Origin of the sequence: Citrobacter sp. Cpo109 (genome assembly GCF_030332565.1) — a bacterium.
In the GTDB taxonomy this organism is placed as follows: domain Bacteria; phylum Pseudomonadota; class Gammaproteobacteria; order Enterobacterales; family Enterobacteriaceae; genus Citrobacter; species Citrobacter portucalensis.
Genome location: NZ_JAOWHQ010000042.1, coordinates 74,079 through 94,504 on the forward strand (window position 1 = coordinate 74,079; position 20,426 = coordinate 94,504).

Genomic DNA, 20,426 nt, shown 5'->3' on the forward strand with positions numbered 1-20,426 from the left:
AATTGCAAAGTTTAAACGATTTACATTTACATAACTTTAATCAACGTTGTGATGCGGCATGTAACAGCGGTGCAGAGCAGGCAGGGGGCTTATTAGAGGGTTTTTTATAGCGAACGGAAAAGCAAAAAGCCTGCTTAGTTTCCTGAGCAGGCTTCTTAAATATGGCTCCTCTGACTGGACTCGAACCAGTGACATACGGATTAACAGTCCGCCGTTCTACCGACTGAACTACAGAGGAATCGTGTGAACGAGGCGCATATTACTGACCTCACCATGAGGTGTCAACAGTAAAATTAGCACGTCATTTCAATTGGTTAATTAATCTTCAAATTCAGCGTTAATGCGCATTTGGTGAGCGACAATGGCCACCTTAGCGGGTATCGCGTAACCGCTCCATGGGGTTCTGGCGGTAAAACTGAATAAAACGTTGCCATAAGGCCGGAAAGCGTGGTGCAAATAATTCAGGGGCACTGAAGAAATACTCCGATAGAACGGCAAAGCATTCGGCAGGATCGGTCGCTGCGTAGGCATCTATACTGCACGCGGTGTCACCGACCAGATCAATTTCATCCTGAATGTTATTCATTGCGGCATGCAGGTCGTGCTCCCAGCTGGCGATATCGCGCAGGGGGATTGCCGGAACACCGCTGGCACGGTCGCCATTACGCATATCAAGCTTATGTGCCACTTCATGGATGATCAGATTAAAGCCGGAGGCATCAAAAGAATCCTGAATGTCGAGCCAGTTAAGGATTATCGGACCTTGTTGCCAGCTCTGCCCGGACTGTACAACGCGTTGATTATGCACCAGCCCAATATCGTCCTCCCATTCATCGTCCACGACAAACGGGGCAGGGTAGATCAGAACTTCATGAAACCCGTCGAGCCACTCGATCCCTAATTCCAGAACAGGTAAACAGAAAAGCAGCGCAATACGCGCACTTTTCAGTGGGTCAAGTTCAAACCCCTGAAGCGCTACCAGTCTTTTTTGCTGTAAAAAACGCTCGCCCAGGGCGATAAGCCTGGCTTGTTCTTGCTCGGTGAGATTCACCAGAAGAGGTATAGCCAGGGCGTCGTCCCACGGCCAGTCGTCACTCCGGGTTGTTTCTTGCTCTTTCCAGGGCCACTTAATCATCGTTTTGCTCGCAAACTCGTCACTTGAACGAAATTGACGGAACGGGGTCTGTTAAAATGCCAAATTACCTGGCATCATGGCAACCGCCAAAACGGAGAGATGCCAGAGCGGCTGAATGGACCGGTCTCGAAAACCGGAGTAGGGGCAACTCTACCGGGGGTTCAAATCCCCCTCTCTCCGCCACTATTCAAGCACTTGCACGCCTCGCTTTCAACGACAGTTCTCATGGATGTTTTTTTCTTTGAGTATCCTCACAAGTTTATCGTTGTAATGCCCGTGTGATAAAAAAATACGTTTCGTATAAATAAAAAGCCCGCTTCATATGAAGCGGGCTTGCTTGTTTTTGCGTCAATTAGAACTGATAGATCATACCAACACCCACGACATCATCAGTGGAAATACCGACAGCGTCGTAGAATGCATCATCACCGTCCAGCAGGTTGATTTTGTAATCAACGTAGGTGGAGAAGTTTTTGTTGAAGTAGTAGTTAGCACCAATAGATACGTACTTAACCAGATCTTTGTTGTTGTACTTATTGGTAATGAATCCCATGTCTTCAGTCAGGTCCTTACCTTTAGACTGCAGGTAAGAAATTTCCGGACGCAGACCGAAATCAAACTGGTATTGAGCCGTCATTTCGAAGTTCTGAGTTTTGTTAGCAAAACAGTTATCACATTTGCTACTACTTCCTACTGGGGTCATATTGCGGGTTTCCGCATACATGGTTGCCAGATAGATGTCGTTAGCATCGTATTTCAGACCAACGGTCCAGGCTTCTGCTTTTTCACCATTTGCAGTGGTACCATACTGTTGTTCATTGGTACGGTCAGACGTTGAGAATGCTGCACCAGCAGTGATACCCATGCCGAAGTCGTAAGTGGTGGACATACCGAAACCGTCACCGTTCTGTTTGCGCACATTACGACCGTTGTTGGTTCCTTCCTGACCAAAGACAGAGTTTTCGCTCTCATTTGCACCTTGATACTGCAGTGCAAAATTCAGGCCCTCAACCAAGCCAAAGAAATCAGTGTTGCGGTAAGTTGCTACACCGTTGGTACGGCCTGTCATAAAGTTATCAGTGTAGGTGTATGAATCACCGCCCCATACAGGCAACATATCGGTCCATGCTTCGATGTCATACAGCACGCCATAGTTACGGCCATAGTCGAAGGATCCATAATCACTGAATTTCAGACCCGCAAAACCCAGACGAGTAGCAGTATTCGCACTACCATCTTCAACTTCATTTGCCTGAATGTTGTATTCCCACTGACCAAAACCGATCAGATCAGAATTAATCTGAGTTTCACCTTTAAAACCCAGACGTACATATGTAGCGTCCCCGTCCTCAGTAGTATCTTCGGAGAAGACATGACGTGCATCGACTTTACCGTACAGATCCAGTTTATTGCCGTTCTTATTATAGATTTCAGCCGCATTTGCTGCGCCTGCAGCTAATAAAGCAGGGAGAAGCAGTGCCAATACTTTTCTTTTCATTATGTATTCCCTTTGCATGATAATTAAAATGAATATGTAGCACTATCCGAGTGACTACATTTGGATACTATCTATGAAGTTCATTTAATTTAAAATATAACATGTAACAAATGTATTTAAAATATTTCCAAGTGTTTCTTGAGTGCCTTTTTATAACTTTGAATGTATGTGCATTACATTGTTATTTGCAAAATAAATCATTTTTAATCAATGCATTATGTATGGTGCATTATTTATTTTTGGAGTGCATTTTATTTGTCATGAGAATTTGTTTTTGTTATTCATATAATATATTTGTCGATATTGGGATTTTGGGTTTTATAAATTCATGAGGGTTTTGTTTTCGGTGTGATAATAAAAAATAATTATGTGATGGGGCAGGCAGTGGTTTGCAATGAAAATTGTTGCTAAGGTGATTTTCTTTCTGCAAAGGGAGATAGCATGAAACTGCACGACTGGCAGTCGCGATTTGAAGCCTGGTTAGCTGATAACCATTCCGGACAAGATGCTGCGCATGACATCTTTCACTTTCGACGTGTGTGGATGACGACGCAAAAGCTGAGTACAGCTGCCACCGTGGACTGGCTGGTGGTGCTGACCGCATGCTACTTCCACGATCTCGTCAGCCTGCCGAAGAACCATCCTGAGCGTTATCGTTCGTCGGTACTGGCAGCTCTGGAAACACGTCGCGTTTTGATGCGCGATTTTCCGGATTTTCCACGACAGCGGTTATCGGCAGTGTGTCATGCCATTGAGGCACACAGTTTTAGCGCCAAAATCGCGCCAGAAACCCTTGAAGCCAAAATCGTGCAGGATGCTGACCGGCTTGAGGCGCTGGGTGCAATTGGTTTAGCGCGCGTGTTTGCCGTTTCAGGGGCGTTGGGGGTTTCGCTGTTTAATGCGGAAGATCCGTTTGCCCGCAAGCGTAGCCTTGACGATAAACAGTACGCGCTCGATCACTTCCAGACCAAATTATTGACGTTGCCGTTGACGATGCAAACCGAACGAGGGCGGCATTTGGCACAACATAATGCGGATTTTTTACTGACGTATATGGCGAAGCTGAGTGCGGAGTTAAAAGGAGAATACGAAATGCTGGATCTTGACGCGATTCAACCCTTTAAAGCGCGCTAGTCGCCAGTTCGGCTGAAACGTCAATCGCGCTAATTTATGTTAATCTGTCGGTTATCCATTTCTGCCGGTTAAATGTATGCAGGATAATTTTTCAGTAGCAGGCTCCATGAACCCGATGACAGATGAAAACGAGACCGACGTGCAGGTGATGTTGGCCAAGTTGCTTGAAATATATGACGTGAAAACACTGGTTGCTCATCTGAATGGCGTTGGCGAGAACCGCTGGAGCCCGGCCATCTTTAAGCGAGTGGTTGCTAATGAAACATGGCATCGCCTCAGCGACCGCGAGCTCATTCATCTGAATACTTTGTTGCCGAAACCACCTGCGCATCATCCGCACTATGCCTTTCGCTTTATCGATCTTTTTGCTGGCATTGGCGGTATTCGTCGCGGCTTTGAAGCGATTGGCGGGCAGTGCGTGTTTACCAGTGAGTGGAACAAGCATGCTGTGCGCACCTATAAAGCGAACAACTACTGCGATCCGCTCCAACACCGCTTTAATGAAGATATTCGTGATATCACACTCAGCCATCATGACGGGGTGAGTGACCAGCAGGCGGCAGAACATATTCGCCAGCATGTTCCTGAACACGACGTGCTGTTGGCCGGATTCCCTTGCCAGCCATTTTCTCTGGCTGGTGTATCAAAGAAAAACGCGTTAGGGCGGGCCCATGGTTTCGCCTGTGATACGCAAGGCACGCTATTTTTTGACGTGGTGCGCATTATCGATGCGCGTCGGCCAGCCATATTTGTGCTCGAAAACGTCAAAAACCTGAAGAGTCACGATCAGGGCAAAACGTTTCGCATCATTATGCAAACGCTGGACGAGCTGGGTTATGACGTGGCGGATGCGGCGGATAACGGTCCGGACGATCCGAAAATTATCGATGGGCAACATTTTTTGCCTCAGCATCGCGAACGTATCGTGCTTGTCGGCTTCCGACGCGATCTAAATCTGAAATCAGACTTCACGCTGCGGGATATCGTCACGCGTTATCCGCCGCGGCGTACCACGCTGGCGGAACTGCTTGAGCCGACCGTCGATGCGAAATATGTGCTGACGCCGGTGCTGTGGAAATACCTCTATCGCTATGCGAAAAAGCATCAGGCGCGGGGCAATGGATTTGGCTATGGCATGGTGTATCCCGGTAACCCTGATAGCGTAACGCGCACATTATCTGCGCGTTATTATAAGGATGGGGCGGAGATCCTGATTGACCGTGGCTGGGATATGGCGCTGGGTGAAAAAGATTTTGACGATCCGCAGAATCAGCGCCACCGCCCACGCAGACTTACGCCCAGAGAGTGCGCGCGTCTGATGGGGTTTGAATCTCCGCAGGGCTATCAGTTCAGGATCCCCGTGTCGGATACCCAGGCTTATCGCCAGTTTGGTAATTCGGTGGTCGTTCCGGCATTTGCGGCGGTGGCCAGGCTGCTGGAGCCGAAAATCAGGCAGGCAGTTGCTATTCGCGAGAAAGAGAATCAGCGTGGCTGACGTTCACGATAAAACAACACGCAGTAAAAATATGCGGGCGATAGCTACCCGCGATACCGCAATTGAAAAACGCCTTGCCAGCGTGCTGACAGAGCAGGGGGTAACTTTTCGCGTGCAGGATGGGACGTTACCCGGTCGCCCCGATTTTGTGGTGGATGATTATCATTGTGTGATTTTTACTCACGGCTGTTTCTGGCACCACCACGATTGCTATTTGTTTAAAGTCCCCGCGACACGAACGGAATTCTGGCTGGAAAAAATAGGCAAAAATGTCCAGCGCGATGCGCGGGATTGTGAAAAGTTGCAGGTTCTGGGCTGGCGCGTACTGATTGTCTGGGAGTGTGCCCTGCGTGGTCGCGAAAAGCTGGACGATGAAGCGTTATCTGAACGTGTCATCGAGTGGATCTGCGGCGGTGGTGACACCGCGCAGATCGACACTCTCGGTATTCATTTACTGTAACGTTTTTTCCGACGGGGTAGCAACGGCATCCGCTTTAACAGGGAACAGGTATTTCCCCAACGTCACCAGCACCACAGCAAACACGATCACGCCGAGTGCCAGCCATTCGATAGGAGCCAGTCTTTCTCCCCCCAGACCGGTACCTAACAGCACGGCAACAACCGGATTGACGTAGGCATAGCTGGTGGCTAGCGCCGGGCTGACATTGCGGATCAGGAACATATACGCATTAATGGCAATAATGGAACCAAACAGGGCCAGGTAAGCCACCGCCATAAAGCCTGAAAATGTTGGCATGGTGGTCAGTTTTTCCCCGGAGAGTAGCGATGCACACATCAGCACTATACCGGCGGCTAACATTTCAATGGCTCCGGCCATCATGCCAACGGGTAGGGTAATGCGTGAACCGTACACCGAGCCAAACGCCCAGCTTATCGAACCGATCAGGATTAAAATAGCGCCCCACGGATTGCCACTTAAATTGCCTCCGCTGTTTAGCATGATGATCCCTGCTAGCCCAATCGCTATCCCCAACCATTCCAGCTTGCGCGTTTTGATGCCAAAAAAGTGGCTAAAACACAGCGTAAATAGCGGGACGGTGGCGACCACCACGGCGGCAATACCAGAAGGGACATTTTGATGTTCTGCGACGGTGACCAGCCCATTACCCACTGCCAGCAGCAGGATACCAATTAACGCGGCGTTCAGGATTAGGCGTAAGGGGGGCAGCTTATGCCCGCGAATAAGTAAGAAACTTGTTAATAAAATTCCCGCGGAGAGAAAACGTACGGCTGCCATCATTAACGGCGGCCAGCTTTCAACGCCAATGCGAATAACGAAGTACGTGGAACCCCAAATGATGTACAGCGCGAATAGCGCACTGAAAAGCGGTAACAATTGCCTGAAACGCATAATCCCTCACGGTAGAAATAAAAAGGTGCAACATAGTAAACGTCAAAACTATCTTACTGGCGAGATTTATAATTACGTGTCGATGTTAAAAACTTGTTGACCAGAAAGGTCAGTTTCAGCATGGCGTGTTTTACTTCATACTTATGACTGCAAAAAAATAATATTGAGGATAAAAATTTTGGCAGGAAGTAGCTTACTGACCTTACTCGATGATATCGCCACGCTGCTGGATGATATCTCAGTGATGGGAAAACTGGCCGCGAAAAAAACCGCGGGCGTGCTGGGGGATGATCTGTCGCTTAATGCGCAGCAGGTGTCGGGCGTGCGGGCTAACCGCGAACTCCCGGTAGTCTGGAGCGTGGCGAAAGGATCGTTTGTTAACAAAGTTATTCTGGTGCCGTTGGCATTATTGATAAGCGCATTTATTCCCTGGGCGATCACCCCCTTATTAATGGTAGGCGGGGCATTTCTCTGTTTTGAAGGGGTGGAAAAGGTTCTGCATACCCTGGAGGCGCGTAAGCACAAAGAAAGCCCGGAAGAGCGTCAGCAGCGTCTGACTGCTCTGGCCGCACAGGATCCACTCACCTTTGAGAAAGATAAAATCAAAGGGGCAATACGTACCGACTTCATTTTGTCTGCCGAGATTGTCGCGATTACGCTGGGTATTGTCGCGGACGCACCCTTGCTGAATCAGGTGTTGGTACTATCTGGTATCGCGTTAGTGGTGACCGTGGGCGTGTATGGCCTGGTTGGGATTATCGTTAAGCTTGATGACATCGGGTACTGGTTGGCAGAAAAGCGTAGCCTGCTTGCCCAGTCGCTAGGCAAAGGGTTGCTGGTGGTTGCCCCCTGGCTTATGAAAACACTTTCTGTGGTCGGCACACTGGCGATGTTTTTAGTGGGAGGCGGCATTGTGGTACACGGAATATCGCCGCTGCATCATGCGATTGAACATTTTGCTCAGCAGCAAAGTACATTGATTTCGCTAATGCTTCCGACCCTGCTTAACCTGGTGCTCGGCTTTATCATCGGTGGGATTGTCGTTCTGCTGGTAAAAGCTGTCGCCAGAGTGCGCGGAGTTTCGCACTAATTGTTACAGGACTGATTACGCAAAACGCCTCTTTGTCATCTAAGGTGTAAAGGTTTCTCTTGATACAGGAGGCGGGTATGGTCTTTTCTGTCAGTGAGGAAGTCACCTCCAAAGAGGGTGGCCCACGTATGATCGTTACCGGGTATGCCAGCGGAATGGTGGAGTGTCGCTGGTACGACGGCTTTGGTGTTAAACGGGAAGCATTCCGTGAAGATGAACTGGTGGTGCCTGGCGAGCGAAGACAGCTCTCCCAGGATGCCTGAACATTAGGCTCGACCGTAACCTGGTGATCTCTCACCCATTAGTTATATTTATCATTCCGGTGAGAATTATTTACTTGTCAGGCAAAAAAATTGCAGATAAGGTTTGGTTCACATCAGATTTTCTGGTGTAACGAATTTACAAGTGCTTCTTGCATAAGCAAGCTTGATCCCGACCCGATAAGGGCCGGGATTTTTTTCGCCCTCAGTCAGCGATTGATCTCCGACACGCTAAAGTCATGGATATCAAGCTCGAACGCATCGGCCAGTTCATGCCATGTATGGTAATCACGCCCGTCAACGCTGACGCGCTCCGGGTCATCCTGGCTACGATGAATTTCACTCTCGCAGATTTCGTTGATTGCCTTTAGCAGCGCGTCGACATCGACGCTGACTTCACGTTTGGCCGTATCGCTGTACTCTTTCGCGGTTTTCATCCTCATACCTCTCAACCGTTAAGGATACCGGGGGAGCGTACCCAAACATCAGATACGCACAACTTAAGTATAGACCGTCGATAAAACCCGCAATCGCGCGTGCACAGCGCTGCCAGAAAAAGGAATTTGTTCTACACTGGCACAAAGCCACAGGAGGAAAACTATGAAGGTGAATGATCGGGTCACAGTCAAAACGGACGGCGGTCCTCGTCGACCGGGCGTGGTACTGGCAATCGAAGAGTTTAGTGAAGGCACCATGTACCTGGTTTCGCTGGAAGACTACCCGCTCGGTATCTGGTTCTTTAATGAATCAGGTCATCAGGATGGTATCTTTGTGGAAAAAGTGGAGTGACATGAGTTCTGCTGTTTGATTCTGACTGGTGGAGTCGCCACCAGTCAGAACGTCTTAGCGCATATTCACAAAGATACCATTGGTGACGTTATCCGTAAGCCTCACAACGTGATAGATAACTTGCTTATTATGCGTTTTAATCTTTCGTTTTATATTCCCCTTATGGGATGACACCGTCTTGGCTTTGATATTCATTTGATCTGATATCTGTATGGTTCCCTGACCCTCCATCCACATACGCAGCATGCTGGATTCGGTTCGACTTAATGATAATGTCGGCAGATTCACATCAATAGCAATATCTACTTCCTTTTTCAGAATATCGCCAAGTAGTTTATCCAGTGAGTCAGGTTTAATCGATTTAGAACTAATCAATAAATTTTTTCTGACGAGTAGATATTCATCAAAATGCACGTTGGCAATTGCCATAAACACAATAAATAATGTGCTGGGATGCTGATTAATGATTTGCTTTATTTGCTGGCTATTAGCAGGATCGTGGATAAAGCAGTCCTCATTAATAAACACCACTGCGGGTTGTTGAGAGACACAGGCGAGACTGAGTTCATCAACGTTGGAAATGTTGTTGATTTCCCTTTTTTTCACTCCCCGACTTACCAGATATCCGGTTAACCCTAGTCGGGTGTAACTGCATAAATCCATAATAATCGTTGACATGGCATACCCTCACTCAATGCGTAACGATAATTCCCCTTACCTGATTATTTCATCACAACTAAACGGAATAATAACGACCCAAGATGACGCTTTCGCTGTTTTTCAGGCGAATTTACTATCCCGTAAAGTTGCGTATAATTTGCCAGGAAACATCTTAAAGTAAAGTGAATGTTGCGTTATGTGAGTGAGGCAAAAACAAATAAGCCGCGACAGAGATATCCTGGTGGATGTTGTCACTTTTTAAATTTAGGACAATCCTTAGTAAAACAGGATAAAAAATAAGGGTTATTATTTTCCAGGCATTTCGCTGACGATATCGGCCAGTAAATTAAAAATTTCACTGAATAATCGTTCGCAGAATGGCGCAATTAATGGCATTAGCGCCGCCATTAGTGAAATACCTACGGTCAGAGTGAGAGGAAAGCCGATGACGAAAACCGACAGCTGTGGCGCCATGCGATTTAACAAACCAAGTGCGAGGTTCAGCGTGAGCAGCAGCGTCATTACCGGTAGGGCCAGCATTAGCCCGTTGAGGAAAATCAGGCTGCCCGCCCGTGCCAGTGCAAGAAACGCATTGCTGTTCACCGGATTGCCGCCGATGGGCAGAGTATGAAAAGTATCTACCAGCAGCGATATCAGCCATAAATGGCCGTTAAAGGTCAGGAACAGCAGCATGGCGAGCATGTCGATCAGTCGAGCCAGTACCGGCATATTCAGACGGCTACCGGGATCGAAGAACGTCGCGAAGGAAAGGCCCATTTGCAGGCCAATTAATTCCCCGGCGGTACGTACTGCGGCAAACGCAAACTGCATGGTGAAGCCTAAAGCGATACCGATCAGGATTTGTTGCATTGCCTGCCAAAGCGCGCCAACAGAAAAGATGGGGACGTCAACGGCGGGAATCGATGGGGCGATAACGACGGTAATCATCAATCCCAGCCCCAGCTTTACCCGTTTAGGGATGGCTCGTTCACTGAGGATGGGGGCCGTTGAGATGAGCGCCAGTATGCGCAGCAAAGGCCAAAAGTATAAATTCAGCCAGTGGAGCCACTCAACGCTGGACACCTGCAACATAACGTTGTCTACCCAATGATATAGGGGATATTGCTGAACAGCGTACGCACGTAGTCGAGCAGCAGGTTAAGCATCCACGGGCCAGCAACAATGATGGCAATAAACACCGCGACAATTTTGGGGATGAAGGACAGCGTCATTTCGTTAATCTGGGTCGCCGCCTGCAGAATACTGATGATAAGACCTGTGACCAGAGCGACCAACAGCAAAGGCGCAGCAAGGGCCAGGGCGACTTTCATCGCCTCTGTGCCCATCATCATGACCGATTCAGGAGTCATTTCGCGCCTCTAACTGTAAAAGCTTTGTGCCAGCGAGCCGACAAGCAGCTGCCAACCGTCTACCAACACAAACAGCATCAGCTTGAACGGCAACGCGATTGTGGCGGGCGGTACCATCATCATCCCGAGCGCCATCAGCACGCTGGCAATCACCAGGTCGATAATCAGAAACGGGATAAAAATGGTAAAGCCTATCTGGAATGCTGTTTTCAACTCACTGGTGACATAAGCAGGCAGCAAAATTCGCATCGGCACGGCTTCTGGTCCCTGTAACGGACCGCTGTTTGCTAAGCGCGCGAAGAGTGCCAGATCGGCTTCACGGGTCTGGCGCAACATAAACTCACGCAGCGGCTGGGCGCCTTTCTCCATTGCTTCCTGCATGGAGATCTTCTCTTCGCTGAACGGTTGGTATGCGTCAACGTAGATTTTATCGATCACCGGCGACATGATGAAAAAGGTCAAAAAGAGCGCCAGGCCCAGGAGCACCTGGTTAGGCGGTGCAGAGGGGGTACCCAGCGCATTTCGCAGTAGACCGAAAACGATGATGATGCGGGTGAAGCTGGTCATCATCAGTAAAATTGCAGGCAGGAACGTCAGCGAGGTGATGAACACCAGCGTCTGCACGGGCAACGTCCAGTTTTGTCCGCCGCCCGGCAACGGCTGACTGACCAGACCCGGGAGTTGGGCGAGGGCAACGGGGCTGAAAAGCCACAAGCCTGCCAGCGTAAGGGATAACAAACGGCGCATCAGGATCTCCCAGGACGCTTCAGCAAACTCTTCATCATGGCCTGGAAATCCGCAGGGGAGGCCGTTTTTTCTTCTGCATCGGCAGGTGCCGGGGGCAGGGTGTGCAGGACGTTAATCTGCGAGGCTGTGACGCCAAGTACCAGACGGGCATCTTCGACCTCGACAATCACCACGCGCTCACGTGGACCCAGTGAGGTGCTGGCCGTAACTTTCAACCCGCGCGTACCGGCACTTTTGGGGGCAAACCCTAGACGTTTAATGACCCAGGCCGCCGCCAGGATCAAGACGATGATCCCGAGCAGCGCGCCGCTTACCTGCACCAGCGGTGAGCCGGGAACGGCGGCGGGTTGAGAAACGGTAGCCTGGGTATTCATGATTAACGGCTCAGACGGCGCATACGTTCAGACGGGGTGATAATGTCAGTGATACGCACACCGTATTTATCCGCAACTACGACGACTTCGCCCTGCGCAATCAGATAACCGTTGATCAGAATATCCAGCGGTTCGCCTGCCAGACCATCCAGTGCGACAACCGAACCCTGCGTCAGACGCAGCAGCTCTTTGATGGTCATGCGGGTACGGCCCAGTTCGACGGTCAGCTTGACCGGAATGTCCATGATCAGGTCGATGTCCTGCAAAGCACCGCTGACGTCGCCGCCACCTAACTGCTGGAATACCGCATCGGCCGCACTTTTGGTGGGCGTGGTTTTTTGCTCGTTTAACGCGTCAGCCCACAGATCGTCCAATGCGCCAGTGTTCTCATCGGACGGATTATTCATATCACTCATTTGGGCTGTTCCTCATTCAGCGAATTCAAAATCGGGTTTATCAGATGTTCTACGCGTAACGCATACTGACCGTTTATGGTGCCATACTGGCTGGTCAGCACAGGCACGCCGTCCACATGAGCAATAATGCGGTCGGGTTTTTCAATCGGCAGTACATCGCCGGGTTTCAGTTTTAAAATCTGGGATAGCCGCAGCGGAATGTCGGCAAAGTTTGCCACCAGCTCCAGCTCAGAATGCTGAACCTGACGCACCAGATTATTGCGCCAGTTCTGATCTTCATTCCGTGAGTTTTCCAGCGGCGGATTCACCAGCAGCTCACGCAGTGGTTCAATCATGCTGAATGGCAGACAGATGTTAAATTCACCGGTCAGGTTGCCAATTTCAACGTGGAACGGGGTATTCACCACGATGTCGTTCGGAGAGGTGGTGATATTGGTAAATTTCACCTGCATCTCGGAACGAACGTATTCCACTTCCAGTGGGTTGATGGCCTTCCACGCGTCGCTATAGCTTTCCAGCGCCAGCTTCAGCATGCGGTTGATAACGCGCTGTTCCGTGTGTGTAAATTCGCGACCTTCGACTTTCGTCGGGAAACGACCGTCACCGCCAAACAGGTTGTCTACGGCGATAAATACCAGACTCGGTGAGAACACCACCAGACCCGTACCGCGCAGCGGCTTCAGGTGGATTAAGTTCAGGTTGGTCGGAACCGGTAAGTTGCGCGCAAATTCATGGTATGGCTGGATACGGATCGCACCCACGGTAATATCTGGGCTACGGCGCAACAGGTTAAATAACCCCATACGGAACTGGCGCGCAAAGCGTTCGTTAATGATCTCCAGCGCCTGTAAACGCTCACGTACCACGCGACGCTGAGTGTTGGGATCATAAGGACGAATATCGCTTTCTTTTGCGATACCTGAAATGGGTTCGTCTTTGGTTTCGCTATCGCCGTTGAGCAATGCGTCGATTTCAGCCTGAGAAAGAATACTGTCGCCCATGTCTTTACCGCAGAATAAAAGCTGTATAAAGAACGTCGGTGACAACCTGTTTCGGCTGTCCAACAACGAGCGGAGTCGCCAGCGTCTCTTTGATGGCGGTAATCAGCTGTTGCTTACCTTCCTCGGTGGCGAGTGTGGCTGCATTCTGACGAGAGAACAGCAGCAGCAAGCGGCTGCGCACTTCCGGCAGATATTCATTAAGACGTGAACGTGTCGCCTCATCTTTCATGCGCAACGTGATACCGATATACAGCACACGGTCTGCATCACCCAGATTGACGGTAAAGGTATCCAGCGCAAAGAACACCGGGGCTGGCGGTGGAGGCGGTTCCGCTTTGACGCTGGCGGACGGCTGCTGCTGCATGCGCCAGTAGCTATAACCCGCAGTTGCGCAGGCGGCGAGGGTAATTAATACCAGCAGAGGGATCCAAATAGCGCGTTTACTTTTTTTGTTAATCGCGGAGTCAGTCATCAGATACGGGCTTCCTGTTTCGGTACAGCTTATGGGCTGATTATCCCGTGTCCTGTCCACGACAAAGCGTGGAAAAGACGCGGATAATCATGCTACCTCTGGCGTTAGGCGAAGATGTCTACTGCGCCATCGCCGCGGGCAGCGGCTTGCAGTGAGGCTGGGGTTGCCAGGATGGTGTCATCTTCAGCAGCAAAAATATCTTGTCCCTGAGCGCGACCCGCCTGCTGTTGCTGCCCGGAAGACTGCTGTTGTCCGGCGAAGCTTTCACTGCTGATGTTGCTTTGCCCCAGTTGGATCCCGCTTTCAGCCAACTGCGTACGCAGCATCGGTAATGCAGCTTCCAGTGCGGCGCGCACGTGACTGTGCGGTGAAACCATTTGCAACTGTGCGAGGTTGTCGTCCATCTTGAGGGAAATATGTACCTGACCCAGGTCCTGCGGATGCAGACGCAGCTCTGCGCTTTGCTGGCCCTGGCGCGTGAACAATGTGACGTGCTGGCTCAGCGATTGCTGCCATTCATGGCTACCTAACGGAGCGCTTAACACCGGCGCGGCCGTCGGTAACGGTTGTGCGTGTGTCTGTGGACCACTTAGCGGGGCCGCAGTCATGCCAATGCTGGTCGGTGACGGGGTGCTATCGATTTCAGCTCTGGCGTTCGCCGCCGCTGTCAGCGGGGTTAGTGCTGGATTGTTTGCCTGATTAGCACCACCACCAGCAATTGTGACATCCGCTTTGCCTTTTTTGGCATCACCCGGCAGCAATTCGTCTGCGTTATCAGTCGTCGCGCCGTGTGCAGCGCCACGTGACAACGCCGAAAGCGTGGCATCAACAGGGGCTGGTGCGCTGTCGACGGCAGGCGTAGCCAGCGGTTGTCCTGGCAGCATGGCGAACAACGCGCTCAGGTTGGCGAGATCGTCATCACTCAGCGTAGTGTTTTTTTCGTCCTGCTGAGCGACTTTGCCCAGCGTCGTCAGAGCATTAGCTTTCAGTGAAGGCGTGAGGGCGGACAACAGTTGCTGAGCGTCCGTCATGTCGGTAAGAGAAGCCTCGGTTTGCAGCTCCTGTTGCGCCAACAGATCGGTTAATTTGACTGACTGCGCGGCATCGCCATTTTTTTGCAGTAACCCTTTTTGCAGCTTACTGCTGGCCGCCTGTAAGTCGGCAAGCGACAGAGGTGCGTCTTTACCTTGCGCGTCGCCCGCGCCTAATGCGCCAGCCAGCAGCGCTAAAAAATCCTCGGGTGAATCTACCGCTTTGCCTGACTGAAGACCTGCGGCTACGTCGGTGTCGGTGGTAATCAGTTGGGGTAAAGTAATCATTCGGGTTTCCTCATAGCTGCGCGCTGAGCAAATTCATCCATTTTTTTCTGATCCAGACGGTTTTCGGCCAGTAACGCCGCCGAGGTTTGTCTGTCCTGCAACGTCTGCCACGCCTGTAATCGTTGTTTTTTGTCGCGCCAACTGTTCAAAGCCATGTCCACTTTTTGCGTCCACTGATTGAGCTGTTGGCGGTGTTGCTCAATCGCTTTTTCCAGCGTCTGAATAAATTGCTGGTAGTTAATCCAGCGATTGCTGGTAATACCCTGGCCCATATCGGTATTCAGATTGTTGCGATACTCATGCTGATAATCGATCAGCATTTTTAACTGTTCTTCCGCCTGCTGACAGCCACGACGCATCTCTCCTAATAAGACAGCGGCGTCATCTACCTCTTTTTCAGCCAGGTCTTTCAGTGTTGCTAACGCACCATGTTGTGCCATGACCTATGCTCTCCTGCTTAATCACACACCAGGGAAAATCAGTTCTAAAGCTTGTAGAGAATCTTCCCAGTCAGCCCGTTCAAAGATGCCTTGTTGTAAGAATGCTTCCAGCTGTGGCCATAAGGTGATGGCTTTATCCAGCATCGGATCGCTGCCTTTGGCATACGCCCCCACGCTGACCAGATCGCGGTTACGCTGGAAGCTGGACAGCAGCTGTTTAAAGTTACGTACCCGTGCATAGTGTTTTTCACTAATGAGCGCGGTCATGGCGCGGCTGATTGAAGCTTCAATATCGATGGCCGGATAGTGACCTGCTTCGGCTAAATGACGAGACAGCACGATGTGCCCGTCCAGTATCGCGCGCGCGGAATCGGCAATCGGGTCCTGCTGGTCGTCACCCTCGGTCAGTACTGTATAAAACGCGGTAACTGAACCGCCGCCGTGGATACCGTTCCCGGCCCGTTCAACCAGCGCCGGTAATTTGGCGAATACTGACGGCGGATAACCTTTGGTTGCCGGCGGCTCGCCGATTGCCAGGGCTATCTCACGTTGCGCCATCGCATAGCGGGTGAGGGAATCCATAATCAGCAATACGTGCTGTCCACGATCGCGGAAATCTTCGGCGATGCGCGTGGCGTAGGCCGCGCCTTGCATACGTAACAGCGGCGAGACATCCGCCGGAGCGGCAATCACTACCGAGCGTGCGCGACCGTCAGCGCCGAGAATATTTTCAATAAAATCTTTAACTTCGCGGCCACGCTCGCCAATCAGGCCCACGACGATGACGTCGGCCTGGGTATAGCGCGCCATCATGCCGAGCAGGACGCTTTTACCGACGCCGGAGCCTGCGAAAAGTCCCATACGCTGGCCGCGACCTACGGTTAACAACGCGTTGATGGGGCGTACGCCGGTATCCAGGACGTGTTCTATTGCGGTACGTTGCAGCGGGTTAAACGGCGGTGTAATCAGCGCGCCGGTTTCGGTGGTGTCCGGGGCGGGCAGTCCGTCGAGCGGTTTGCCGCTGCCGTCCAGCACACGCCCCAGCAGAGCAGGGCCAAGCGGTAATTGCTTCCCGCTTTGCAGACCTTCTCCGGCAATGTTCTTCGCGTAGACGCGCGCGCCGGGCAGAACGCCTTCGACCTCTTCGAGCGGCATCAGAAACAGACGTTGACCGTTAAAGCCTACGACTTCGCTTTCAACTTCCTGGGTTTCGTTGCCATCCTGGCGTTCAATGACGCAGGTGGCACCCAACGGCAGCTGTAACCCCGTGGCTTCCAGCACCAGCCCGGTGGCGCGGGTCAGGCGACCGTAACGACGCACTGCAGGCAGCAGCGACATTTTCTCTTCGAAGTTGTCCAGCGTATTGAGCCAGCGAGTCAGGCGAGTGGTCATTACACGACTCCCGGCGCTGCCAGACGGCAGAGTTCTTGCCAGCGAGTGGCGACGCTGGCATCCAGATCGCCTTCGTCTGCTGAGACTTTACAACCGCCGTGATGCAGCGTGGGATCGCCGCGCAGCCGCCAGCCGTGCAGGCTGAGCGTGGCACCGAGCATCTCCTCAACACGCTGGAGATCGTCCGGATGGACGCGCAGCTGCGGTTTACCGCTAAACAGCGGTTCCTGTTGCAATAACTGTTGAATCTGCTTAATCAGCGCAGCGTTATCCACGATAGGCGTCTGACCAATCACCTGACGCGCAGCTTCCAGCGCCATTTGCATCAGGCGCGAGGCAATGACGCTGTCCAGTGCGTCCAGCGTATTCTGAAACTCGCTCACCAACTGCTGCATGCGGGCATGGATCGGCGCATGCTGCGCGCGCGCCTGGTTCTGGCCTTGCTCCAGCCCCTGGCTCAGACCTTCCTGATAGCCTTGTTCATGACCCTTTTGTCGACCTTCTGCCAGCCCCGCGTTATACCCTTGCTCATGGGCCTGCATTTGCAGCTGTGCGAGCTGTTGTTCAAGCTGTTGCTCTGCTGAAAGCTCGGGTTCTTCCGTCTCTTCGGACAGCGGCGTTTCGCTGTGGTCAGCCAGCACGAACTCTGCCATTGGTGGGGCGAGATCGTCCGGAGTCCAGACTTTCCACGGCAGTTCGTTAGACATAGGTATCCTCGCCGCTGCCGATCACCATCTCGCCGGTTTCCGCCAGACGACGCACAATAAGCAGAATCGCTTTCTGTTCGTTTTCCACCTGCGACAAGCGCACCGGACCGCGGTTGGCAAGGTCGTCGCGCAGAATATCGGCAGCACGTTGCGACATGTTGCGCAGGAACTTCTCGCGTAGTGGCTGTTCGGCACCTTTCAGCGCAATCAGCAGCGATTCGGAATCCACTTCCTGCAGCAGACGCTGGATACTGCGATCGTCGACTTCCACCAGGTTTTCGAACAGGAACATCTCGTCGATAATTTTCTGCGCCAGTTCGCCGTCGAATTCGCGTACGGCGGTAATAACCGCTTCTTCCTGCTGGGTTTTCATCAGGTTGATAATTTCTGCCGCCGTTCTCACGCCGCCCATTTTGCTGCGCTTGAGGTTCTGGCCATCGAGCAGACCGTTCAGTACCTCGGTCAGTTCTGCCAGCGCGGCAGGCTGCACGCCGCCGAAGGTGGCGATACGCAGCATCACGTCGTGACGTAAACGCTCGTCGAACAGCGCCAGAATATCGGCGGCCTGGCCCCGTTTGAGGTGTACCAGAATGGTGGCGATAATCTGCGGATGCTCGTCGCGGATAAGGTCGGCGGCGCTTTGCGGCTCCATAAAGTTGAGCGTTTCAATGCCGCTGGTGGTATCGCGGGTTTCCAGAATATCTTCCAGCAGGCTGGAGGCGCGTTCCTCGCCCAGCGCTTTCACCAGCACGGAGCGCAGATATTCGTTGGCGTTGATATTCAGCGCGGCAAACTGTTCTGCTTCTTGCTCAAACTCGGCCAGCACTTCCGTCAACTGTTTGTTGGAGATCTGGCGTACGTTCGCCATCGCTGTACTCAGCGCCTGAACCTCGCGCGTGGAAAGGTGTTTAAACACCTCTGCCGCGCGATCTTCGCCAATGGTCATCAGCAGGATGACGCTTTTATCGGTACCGGTAAGGGCATTACTCATGATCGTTACTCATCCACTGGCGAATGACCAGCGCCACGACGCGCGGATCGTTATCTGACATTTCACGAATACGCTGGCTCATCACTTCTGCACCCAGACGCTGATTCGTACGACGCTGCTGGGTCTGTTCGTCTTTGCTGAGGCGAACTTCTACCGCTTCTTCGGTTTCCTGACGGATACGCGTTTGTTCTTGTACCGCTTTTGCTTCTTCGCTGCGGCGAACCAACTGCGGGCGAACAGCTTTGCGCCACAGGATCCAGGCAACTAGCAGAACCAGCAACCAACGGCCTGCGGTCATCAACTGATCAAGAAAGAACGGCTGTTTCCAGAACGGCAGCTCGCCAATGGAATCGTCGGTCGCCGTGAACGGAGAGTTCACCACGTTCAGGGTATCGCCACGTTTGTCGGAGAAGCCCATCGCTTCGCGAGTCAGGTCCTCAATCTGTTTCATCTGATCGGCGGTTAACGGCAGCGGTTTGCCGTCCGGCAACGTTTTATAGTTGACCACCACTGCAACCGAGAGACGCTGCACATCGCCGACGTTCATTTTGGTGTGGCGAATGGTACGGTCGACTTCATAGTTGCTGGTTTCATTGCGCTGCGTACTGCGTGGACCGGCATTATTGTTGTTATTTGCCGTCTGCGTGGTTTGCGCATTTTGCTGATTAGCCGGAGGGTTGGCGATTGGCGCGGTATTCGCCGGTGCTGGCTGATTGGACAACGCGCCCGGTACGCCGCCCGGTGCTCCGCTCCCGATCTGCTCGCTGACGTTTAACTGGCGTGAACGCAGCACGGCCTGGGAATCATCACCGTTTGGGCGGTACTGTTCTTCGGTTTGCTCTTTATTAGCAAAATCCAGCTGCGCGGTGACCTGCGCATGTACGTTACCGTTGCCGACAATCGGCGACAGGATCGATTCGATACGACGTTGAACGCGGCCTTCGACATCGCTGGCGTATTTCAACTGCGCATCGTTGAGATCGCGGCTGCTGGTGTTCGACTGAGTTAACAGATGACCTGCCTGGTCGACCAGCGTAACGTTGCCCGGCGGTAACCCTGCGACAGCGCTGGAAACCAGATGTGTAACTGCACTGATCTGACCTTCATCCAGTGCGCGACCCGGTTCAAGATTCACGGTCACGGAGGCCGAAGGCGCTTTTTGCTCACGCACAAACAGCGACGGTTTCGGCATTGCCAGATGCACGCGGGCGCGTTTTACCGGTCCAAGCGTTTCAATGGTACGGGCTAATTCACCTTCCAGCGCACGCTGGTAGTTGACCTGCTCGCTAAACTGGCTGATACCAAACTTTTCCTGATCCAGCAGTTCAAAACCAACGGCGCCGCCTTTCGGCAGACCTTGCTGCGCCAGACGTAAGCGCAGTTCGTGGACTTTATCGGCAGGAACTTCTATAGCACCGCTTCCCTCAGTAAAACGATAGGGAACGTTCATCTGCGTCAGTTGGGTGACAATCGCGCCACCATCCTGATCGGAAAGATTGCTGAACAGCGTGCGATAGTCAGGTGCTTTGGCCCACAGGACCATCGCCACGATGATAGCGACGGCAGCGGCTCCCGCCACAATCAAAGGAATTCTGGGATTCGCGCGCAGGCGGTTTAACCACTCGAGAGGTTTAAGCTGGGTTGCAGTCGATGCTGTCGCACTCATCTCGCACCTCGTGGCTTATCGTGGACGGCGTTTTTTGCAAAGTGGAACAAGACTCACTCCCGGGTCAGCAAACTCGAAAAATTGACGGTCTCATTATT

23 protein-coding genes, 2 tRNA genes and 1 pseudogene are annotated in these 20,426 nt (G+C 51.9%); 7 read left to right on the forward strand and 19 right to left on the reverse strand.

The annotated features are described in order from the left end of the window. Positions 1-162 precede the first annotated feature (162 nt). Positions 163-238 (reverse strand) — tRNA-Asn (locus tag OGY71_RS01675). 132 nt (positions 239-370) lie between these two features. Further along, on the reverse strand, positions 371-1,135 hold the full coding sequence (gene mtfA, locus OGY71_RS01680) for a DgsA anti-repressor MtfA (protein ID WP_003834071.1): 765 nt from the start codon (positions 1,133-1,135) through the stop codon (positions 371-373). 93 nt (positions 1,136-1,228) lie between these two features. Between mtfA and OGY71_RS01685 the strand changes: the two genes are divergently transcribed. Further along, positions 1,229-1,318: transfer RNA gene (locus OGY71_RS01685), tRNA-Ser, on the forward strand. Positions 1,319-1,487: 169 nt separating this feature from the next. On the opposite strand, the gene ompC is transcribed toward OGY71_RS01685, so the two are convergent. Continuing rightward, positions 1,488-2,633: a porin OmpC gene (ompC, locus tag OGY71_RS01690; RefSeq protein ID WP_286612725.1), complete on the reverse strand. Its 1,146-nt coding sequence runs from the start codon at positions 2,631-2,633 to the stop codon at positions 1,488-1,490. A 441-nt stretch (positions 2,634-3,074) separates the two neighbouring features. Between ompC and OGY71_RS01695 the strand changes: the two genes are divergently transcribed. The 3 genes from OGY71_RS01695 (at position 3,075) to OGY71_RS01705 (ending at position 5,722) form a co-directional block, all read left to right on the forward strand. After that, positions 3,075-3,767, forward strand: a complete 693-nt coding sequence (locus OGY71_RS01695; protein WP_191222419.1) for a phosphohydrolase — start codon at positions 3,075-3,077, stop codon at positions 3,765-3,767. Between the two features lie 76 nt (positions 3,768-3,843). Next, positions 3,844-5,262, forward strand: a complete 1,419-nt coding sequence (locus tag OGY71_RS01700; protein ID WP_410198769.1) for a DNA cytosine methyltransferase — start codon at positions 3,844-3,846, stop codon at positions 5,260-5,262. Next, positions 5,255-5,722 (forward strand): very short patch repair endonuclease, encoded by a 468-nt coding sequence (locus tag OGY71_RS01705; protein ID WP_191222420.1) that lies wholly within the window; start codon positions 5,255-5,257, stop codon positions 5,720-5,722. Before OGY71_RS01700 ends, OGY71_RS01705 begins: the two co-directional genes overlap by 8 nt. Here the strand turns inward: OGY71_RS01705 and yedA are convergent. Further along, complete coding sequence (gene yedA / locus OGY71_RS01710; protein WP_003834062.1) at positions 5,714-6,634, reverse strand: drug/metabolite exporter YedA; 921 nt, start codon at positions 6,632-6,634, stop codon at positions 5,714-5,716. The genes OGY71_RS01705 and yedA overlap by 9 nt on opposite strands. Before the next feature lie 178 nt (positions 6,635-6,812). Between yedA and OGY71_RS01715 the strand changes: the two genes are divergently transcribed. Both OGY71_RS01715 and OGY71_RS01720 read left to right on the forward strand, forming a co-directional pair. Beyond that, positions 6,813-7,724, forward strand: a complete 912-nt coding sequence (locus tag OGY71_RS01715; protein WP_003834061.1) for a DUF808 domain-containing protein — start codon at positions 6,813-6,815, stop codon at positions 7,722-7,724. Between the two features lie 77 nt (positions 7,725-7,801). Continuing rightward, entirely contained in the window at positions 7,802-7,987 is a 186-nt protein-coding gene (locus OGY71_RS01720; protein ID WP_003834060.1) for a YodC family protein, read from the forward strand. Between the two features lie 206 nt (positions 7,988-8,193). On the opposite strand, the gene yodD is transcribed toward OGY71_RS01720, so the two are convergent. Next, positions 8,194-8,421, reverse strand: coding sequence for a YodD family peroxide/acid resistance protein (gene yodD, locus OGY71_RS01725; protein WP_003030417.1), 228 nt, complete (start codon positions 8,419-8,421; stop codon positions 8,194-8,196). A 163-nt stretch (positions 8,422-8,584) separates the two neighbouring features. Here yodD and dsrB point away from each other — a divergent pair, with 163 nt between their 5' ends. After that, positions 8,585-8,773, forward strand: a complete 189-nt coding sequence (gene dsrB, locus OGY71_RS01730) for a protein DsrB (RefSeq protein WP_003030419.1) — start codon at positions 8,585-8,587, stop codon at positions 8,771-8,773. Positions 8,774-8,827: 54 nt separating this feature from the next. Here the strand turns inward: dsrB and rcsA are convergent, their stop codons facing one another. The 14 genes and pseudogenes from rcsA to fliF form a co-directional block, all read right to left on the reverse strand. Beyond that, on the reverse strand, positions 8,828-9,451 hold the full coding sequence (gene rcsA / locus OGY71_RS01735; RefSeq protein ID WP_003030421.1) for a transcriptional regulator RcsA: 624 nt from the start codon (positions 9,449-9,451) through the stop codon (positions 8,828-8,830). A 233-nt stretch (positions 9,452-9,684) separates the two neighbouring features. After that, positions 9,685-10,525, reverse strand: a pseudogene (fliR, locus tag OGY71_RS01740) (flagellar biosynthetic protein FliR). A gap of 8 nt (positions 10,526-10,533) precedes the next feature. Beyond that, a complete protein-coding gene (fliQ, locus tag OGY71_RS01745; protein ID WP_003030425.1) occupies positions 10,534-10,803 on the reverse strand; it encodes a flagellar biosynthesis protein FliQ in 270 nt (89 codons plus the stop codon). Positions 10,804-10,812: 9 nt separating this feature from the next. Beyond that, positions 10,813-11,550 (reverse strand): flagellar type III secretion system pore protein FliP, encoded by a 738-nt coding sequence (gene fliP, locus OGY71_RS01750; RefSeq protein ID WP_003834056.1) that lies wholly within the window; start codon positions 11,548-11,550, stop codon positions 10,813-10,815. Beyond that, the gene (fliO, locus tag OGY71_RS01755) at positions 11,550-11,927 is read right to left on the reverse strand and encodes a flagellar biosynthetic protein FliO (RefSeq protein ID WP_103014243.1); all 378 of its coding nucleotides are present in this window, start codon (positions 11,925-11,927) and stop codon (positions 11,550-11,552) included. The genes fliP and fliO overlap by 1 nt, the downstream gene beginning before the upstream one ends. Beyond that, complete coding sequence (gene fliN / locus OGY71_RS01760; protein WP_003030433.1) at positions 11,927-12,340, reverse strand: flagellar motor switch protein FliN; 414 nt, start codon at positions 12,338-12,340, stop codon at positions 11,927-11,929. The genes fliO and fliN overlap by 1 nt, the downstream gene beginning before the upstream one ends. Next, positions 12,337-13,341 carry a flagellar motor switch protein FliM gene (fliM, locus tag OGY71_RS01765; protein WP_286612727.1) on the reverse strand — a complete coding sequence of 335 codons (1,005 nt, stop codon included), beginning with the start codon at positions 13,339-13,341 and terminating at the stop codon, positions 12,337-12,339. The genes fliN and fliM overlap by 4 nt, the downstream gene beginning before the upstream one ends. A 4-nt stretch (positions 13,342-13,345) precedes the next feature. Beyond that, a complete protein-coding gene (fliL, locus tag OGY71_RS01770; protein ID WP_003834054.1) occupies positions 13,346-13,813 on the reverse strand; it encodes a flagellar basal body-associated protein FliL in 468 nt (155 codons plus the stop codon). Between the two features lie 104 nt (positions 13,814-13,917). Next, a complete protein-coding gene (gene fliK / locus OGY71_RS01775) occupies positions 13,918-15,132 on the reverse strand; it encodes a flagellar hook length control protein FliK (RefSeq protein WP_286612728.1) in 1,215 nt (404 codons plus the stop codon). Continuing rightward, positions 15,129-15,572: a flagellar export protein FliJ gene (gene fliJ, locus OGY71_RS01780; protein ID WP_003834052.1), complete on the reverse strand. Its 444-nt coding sequence runs from the start codon at positions 15,570-15,572 to the stop codon at positions 15,129-15,131. Before fliJ ends, fliK begins: the two co-directional genes overlap by 4 nt. A gap of 21 nt (positions 15,573-15,593) precedes the next feature. Further along, positions 15,594-16,964, reverse strand: coding sequence for a flagellar protein export ATPase FliI (fliI, locus tag OGY71_RS01785; protein ID WP_191222422.1), 1,371 nt, complete (start codon positions 16,962-16,964; stop codon positions 15,594-15,596). Further along, complete coding sequence (fliH, locus tag OGY71_RS01790) at positions 16,964-17,671, reverse strand: flagellar assembly protein FliH (RefSeq protein ID WP_003834049.1); 708 nt, start codon at positions 17,669-17,671, stop codon at positions 16,964-16,966. Before fliH ends, fliI begins: the two co-directional genes overlap by 1 nt. After that, positions 17,664-18,662, reverse strand: coding sequence for a flagellar motor switch protein FliG (gene fliG / locus OGY71_RS01795; RefSeq protein ID WP_003834047.1), 999 nt, complete (start codon positions 18,660-18,662; stop codon positions 17,664-17,666). The genes fliH and fliG overlap by 8 nt, the downstream gene beginning before the upstream one ends. Continuing rightward, on the reverse strand, positions 18,655-20,328 hold the full coding sequence (gene fliF / locus OGY71_RS01800; RefSeq protein WP_286612729.1) for a flagellar basal-body MS-ring/collar protein FliF: 1,674 nt from the start codon (positions 20,326-20,328) through the stop codon (positions 18,655-18,657). The genes fliG and fliF overlap by 8 nt, the downstream gene beginning before the upstream one ends. Positions 20,329-20,426: the final 98 nt, after the last annotated feature.

Excerpts from the sequence above, each read along its gene's own strand:
- dsrB (WP_003030419.1), top strand. The coding sequence starts at position 8,585 with ATGAAGGTGAATGATCGGGTCACAGTCAAAACGGACGGCGGTCCTCGT.
- fliI (WP_191222422.1), bottom strand. The coding sequence starts at position 16,964 with ATGACCACTCGCCTGACTCGCTGGCTCAATACGCTGGACAACTTCGAA.
- OGY71_RS01695 (WP_191222419.1), top strand. The coding sequence starts at position 3,075 with ATGAAACTGCACGACTGGCAGTCGCGATTTGAAGCCTGGTTAGCTGAT.
- fliG (WP_003834047.1), bottom strand. The coding sequence starts at position 18,662 with ATGAGTAATGCCCTTACCGGTACCGATAAAAGCGTCATCCTGCTGATG.
- ompC (WP_286612725.1), bottom strand. The coding sequence starts at position 2,633 with ATGAAAAGAAAAGTATTGGCACTGCTTCTCCCTGCTTTATTAGCTGCA.
- fliL (WP_003834054.1), bottom strand. The coding sequence starts at position 13,813 with ATGACTGACTCCGCGATTAACAAAAAAAGTAAACGCGCTATTTGGATC.
- OGY71_RS01720 (WP_003834060.1), top strand. The coding sequence starts at position 7,802 with ATGGTCTTTTCTGTCAGTGAGGAAGTCACCTCCAAAGAGGGTGGCCCA.
- fliQ (WP_003030425.1), bottom strand. The coding sequence starts at position 10,803 with ATGACTCCTGAATCGGTCATGATGATGGGCACAGAGGCGATGAAAGTC.
- rcsA (WP_003030421.1), bottom strand. The coding sequence starts at position 9,451 with ATGTCAACGATTATTATGGATTTATGCAGTTACACCCGACTAGGGTTA.
- fliK (WP_286612728.1), bottom strand. The coding sequence starts at position 15,132 with ATGATTACTTTACCCCAACTGATTACCACCGACACCGACGTAGCCGCA.
- mtfA (WP_003834071.1), bottom strand. The coding sequence starts at position 1,135 with ATGATTAAGTGGCCCTGGAAAGAGCAAGAAACAACCCGGAGTGACGAC.
- fliP (WP_003834056.1), bottom strand. The coding sequence starts at position 11,550 with ATGCGCCGTTTGTTATCCCTTACGCTGGCAGGCTTGTGGCTTTTCAGC.
- fliN (WP_003030433.1), bottom strand. The coding sequence starts at position 12,340 with ATGAGTGATATGAATAATCCGTCCGATGAGAACACTGGCGCATTGGAC.
- yedA (WP_003834062.1), bottom strand. The coding sequence starts at position 6,634 with ATGCGTTTCAGGCAATTGTTACCGCTTTTCAGTGCGCTATTCGCGCTG.
- fliJ (WP_003834052.1), bottom strand. The coding sequence starts at position 15,572 with ATGGCACAACATGGTGCGTTAGCAACACTGAAAGACCTGGCTGAAAAA.
- fliH (WP_003834049.1), bottom strand. The coding sequence starts at position 17,671 with ATGTCTAACGAACTGCCGTGGAAAGTCTGGACTCCGGACGATCTCGCC.
- fliF (WP_286612729.1), bottom strand. The coding sequence starts at position 20,328 with ATGAGTGCGACAGCATCGACTGCAACCCAGCTTAAACCTCTCGAGTGG.
- OGY71_RS01700 (WP_410198769.1), top strand. The coding sequence starts at position 3,844 with ATGCAGGATAATTTTTCAGTAGCAGGCTCCATGAACCCGATGACAGAT.
- yodD (WP_003030417.1), bottom strand. The coding sequence starts at position 8,421 with ATGAAAACCGCGAAAGAGTACAGCGATACGGCCAAACGTGAAGTCAGC.
- fliM (WP_286612727.1), bottom strand. The coding sequence starts at position 13,341 with ATGGGCGACAGTATTCTTTCTCAGGCTGAAATCGACGCATTGCTCAAC.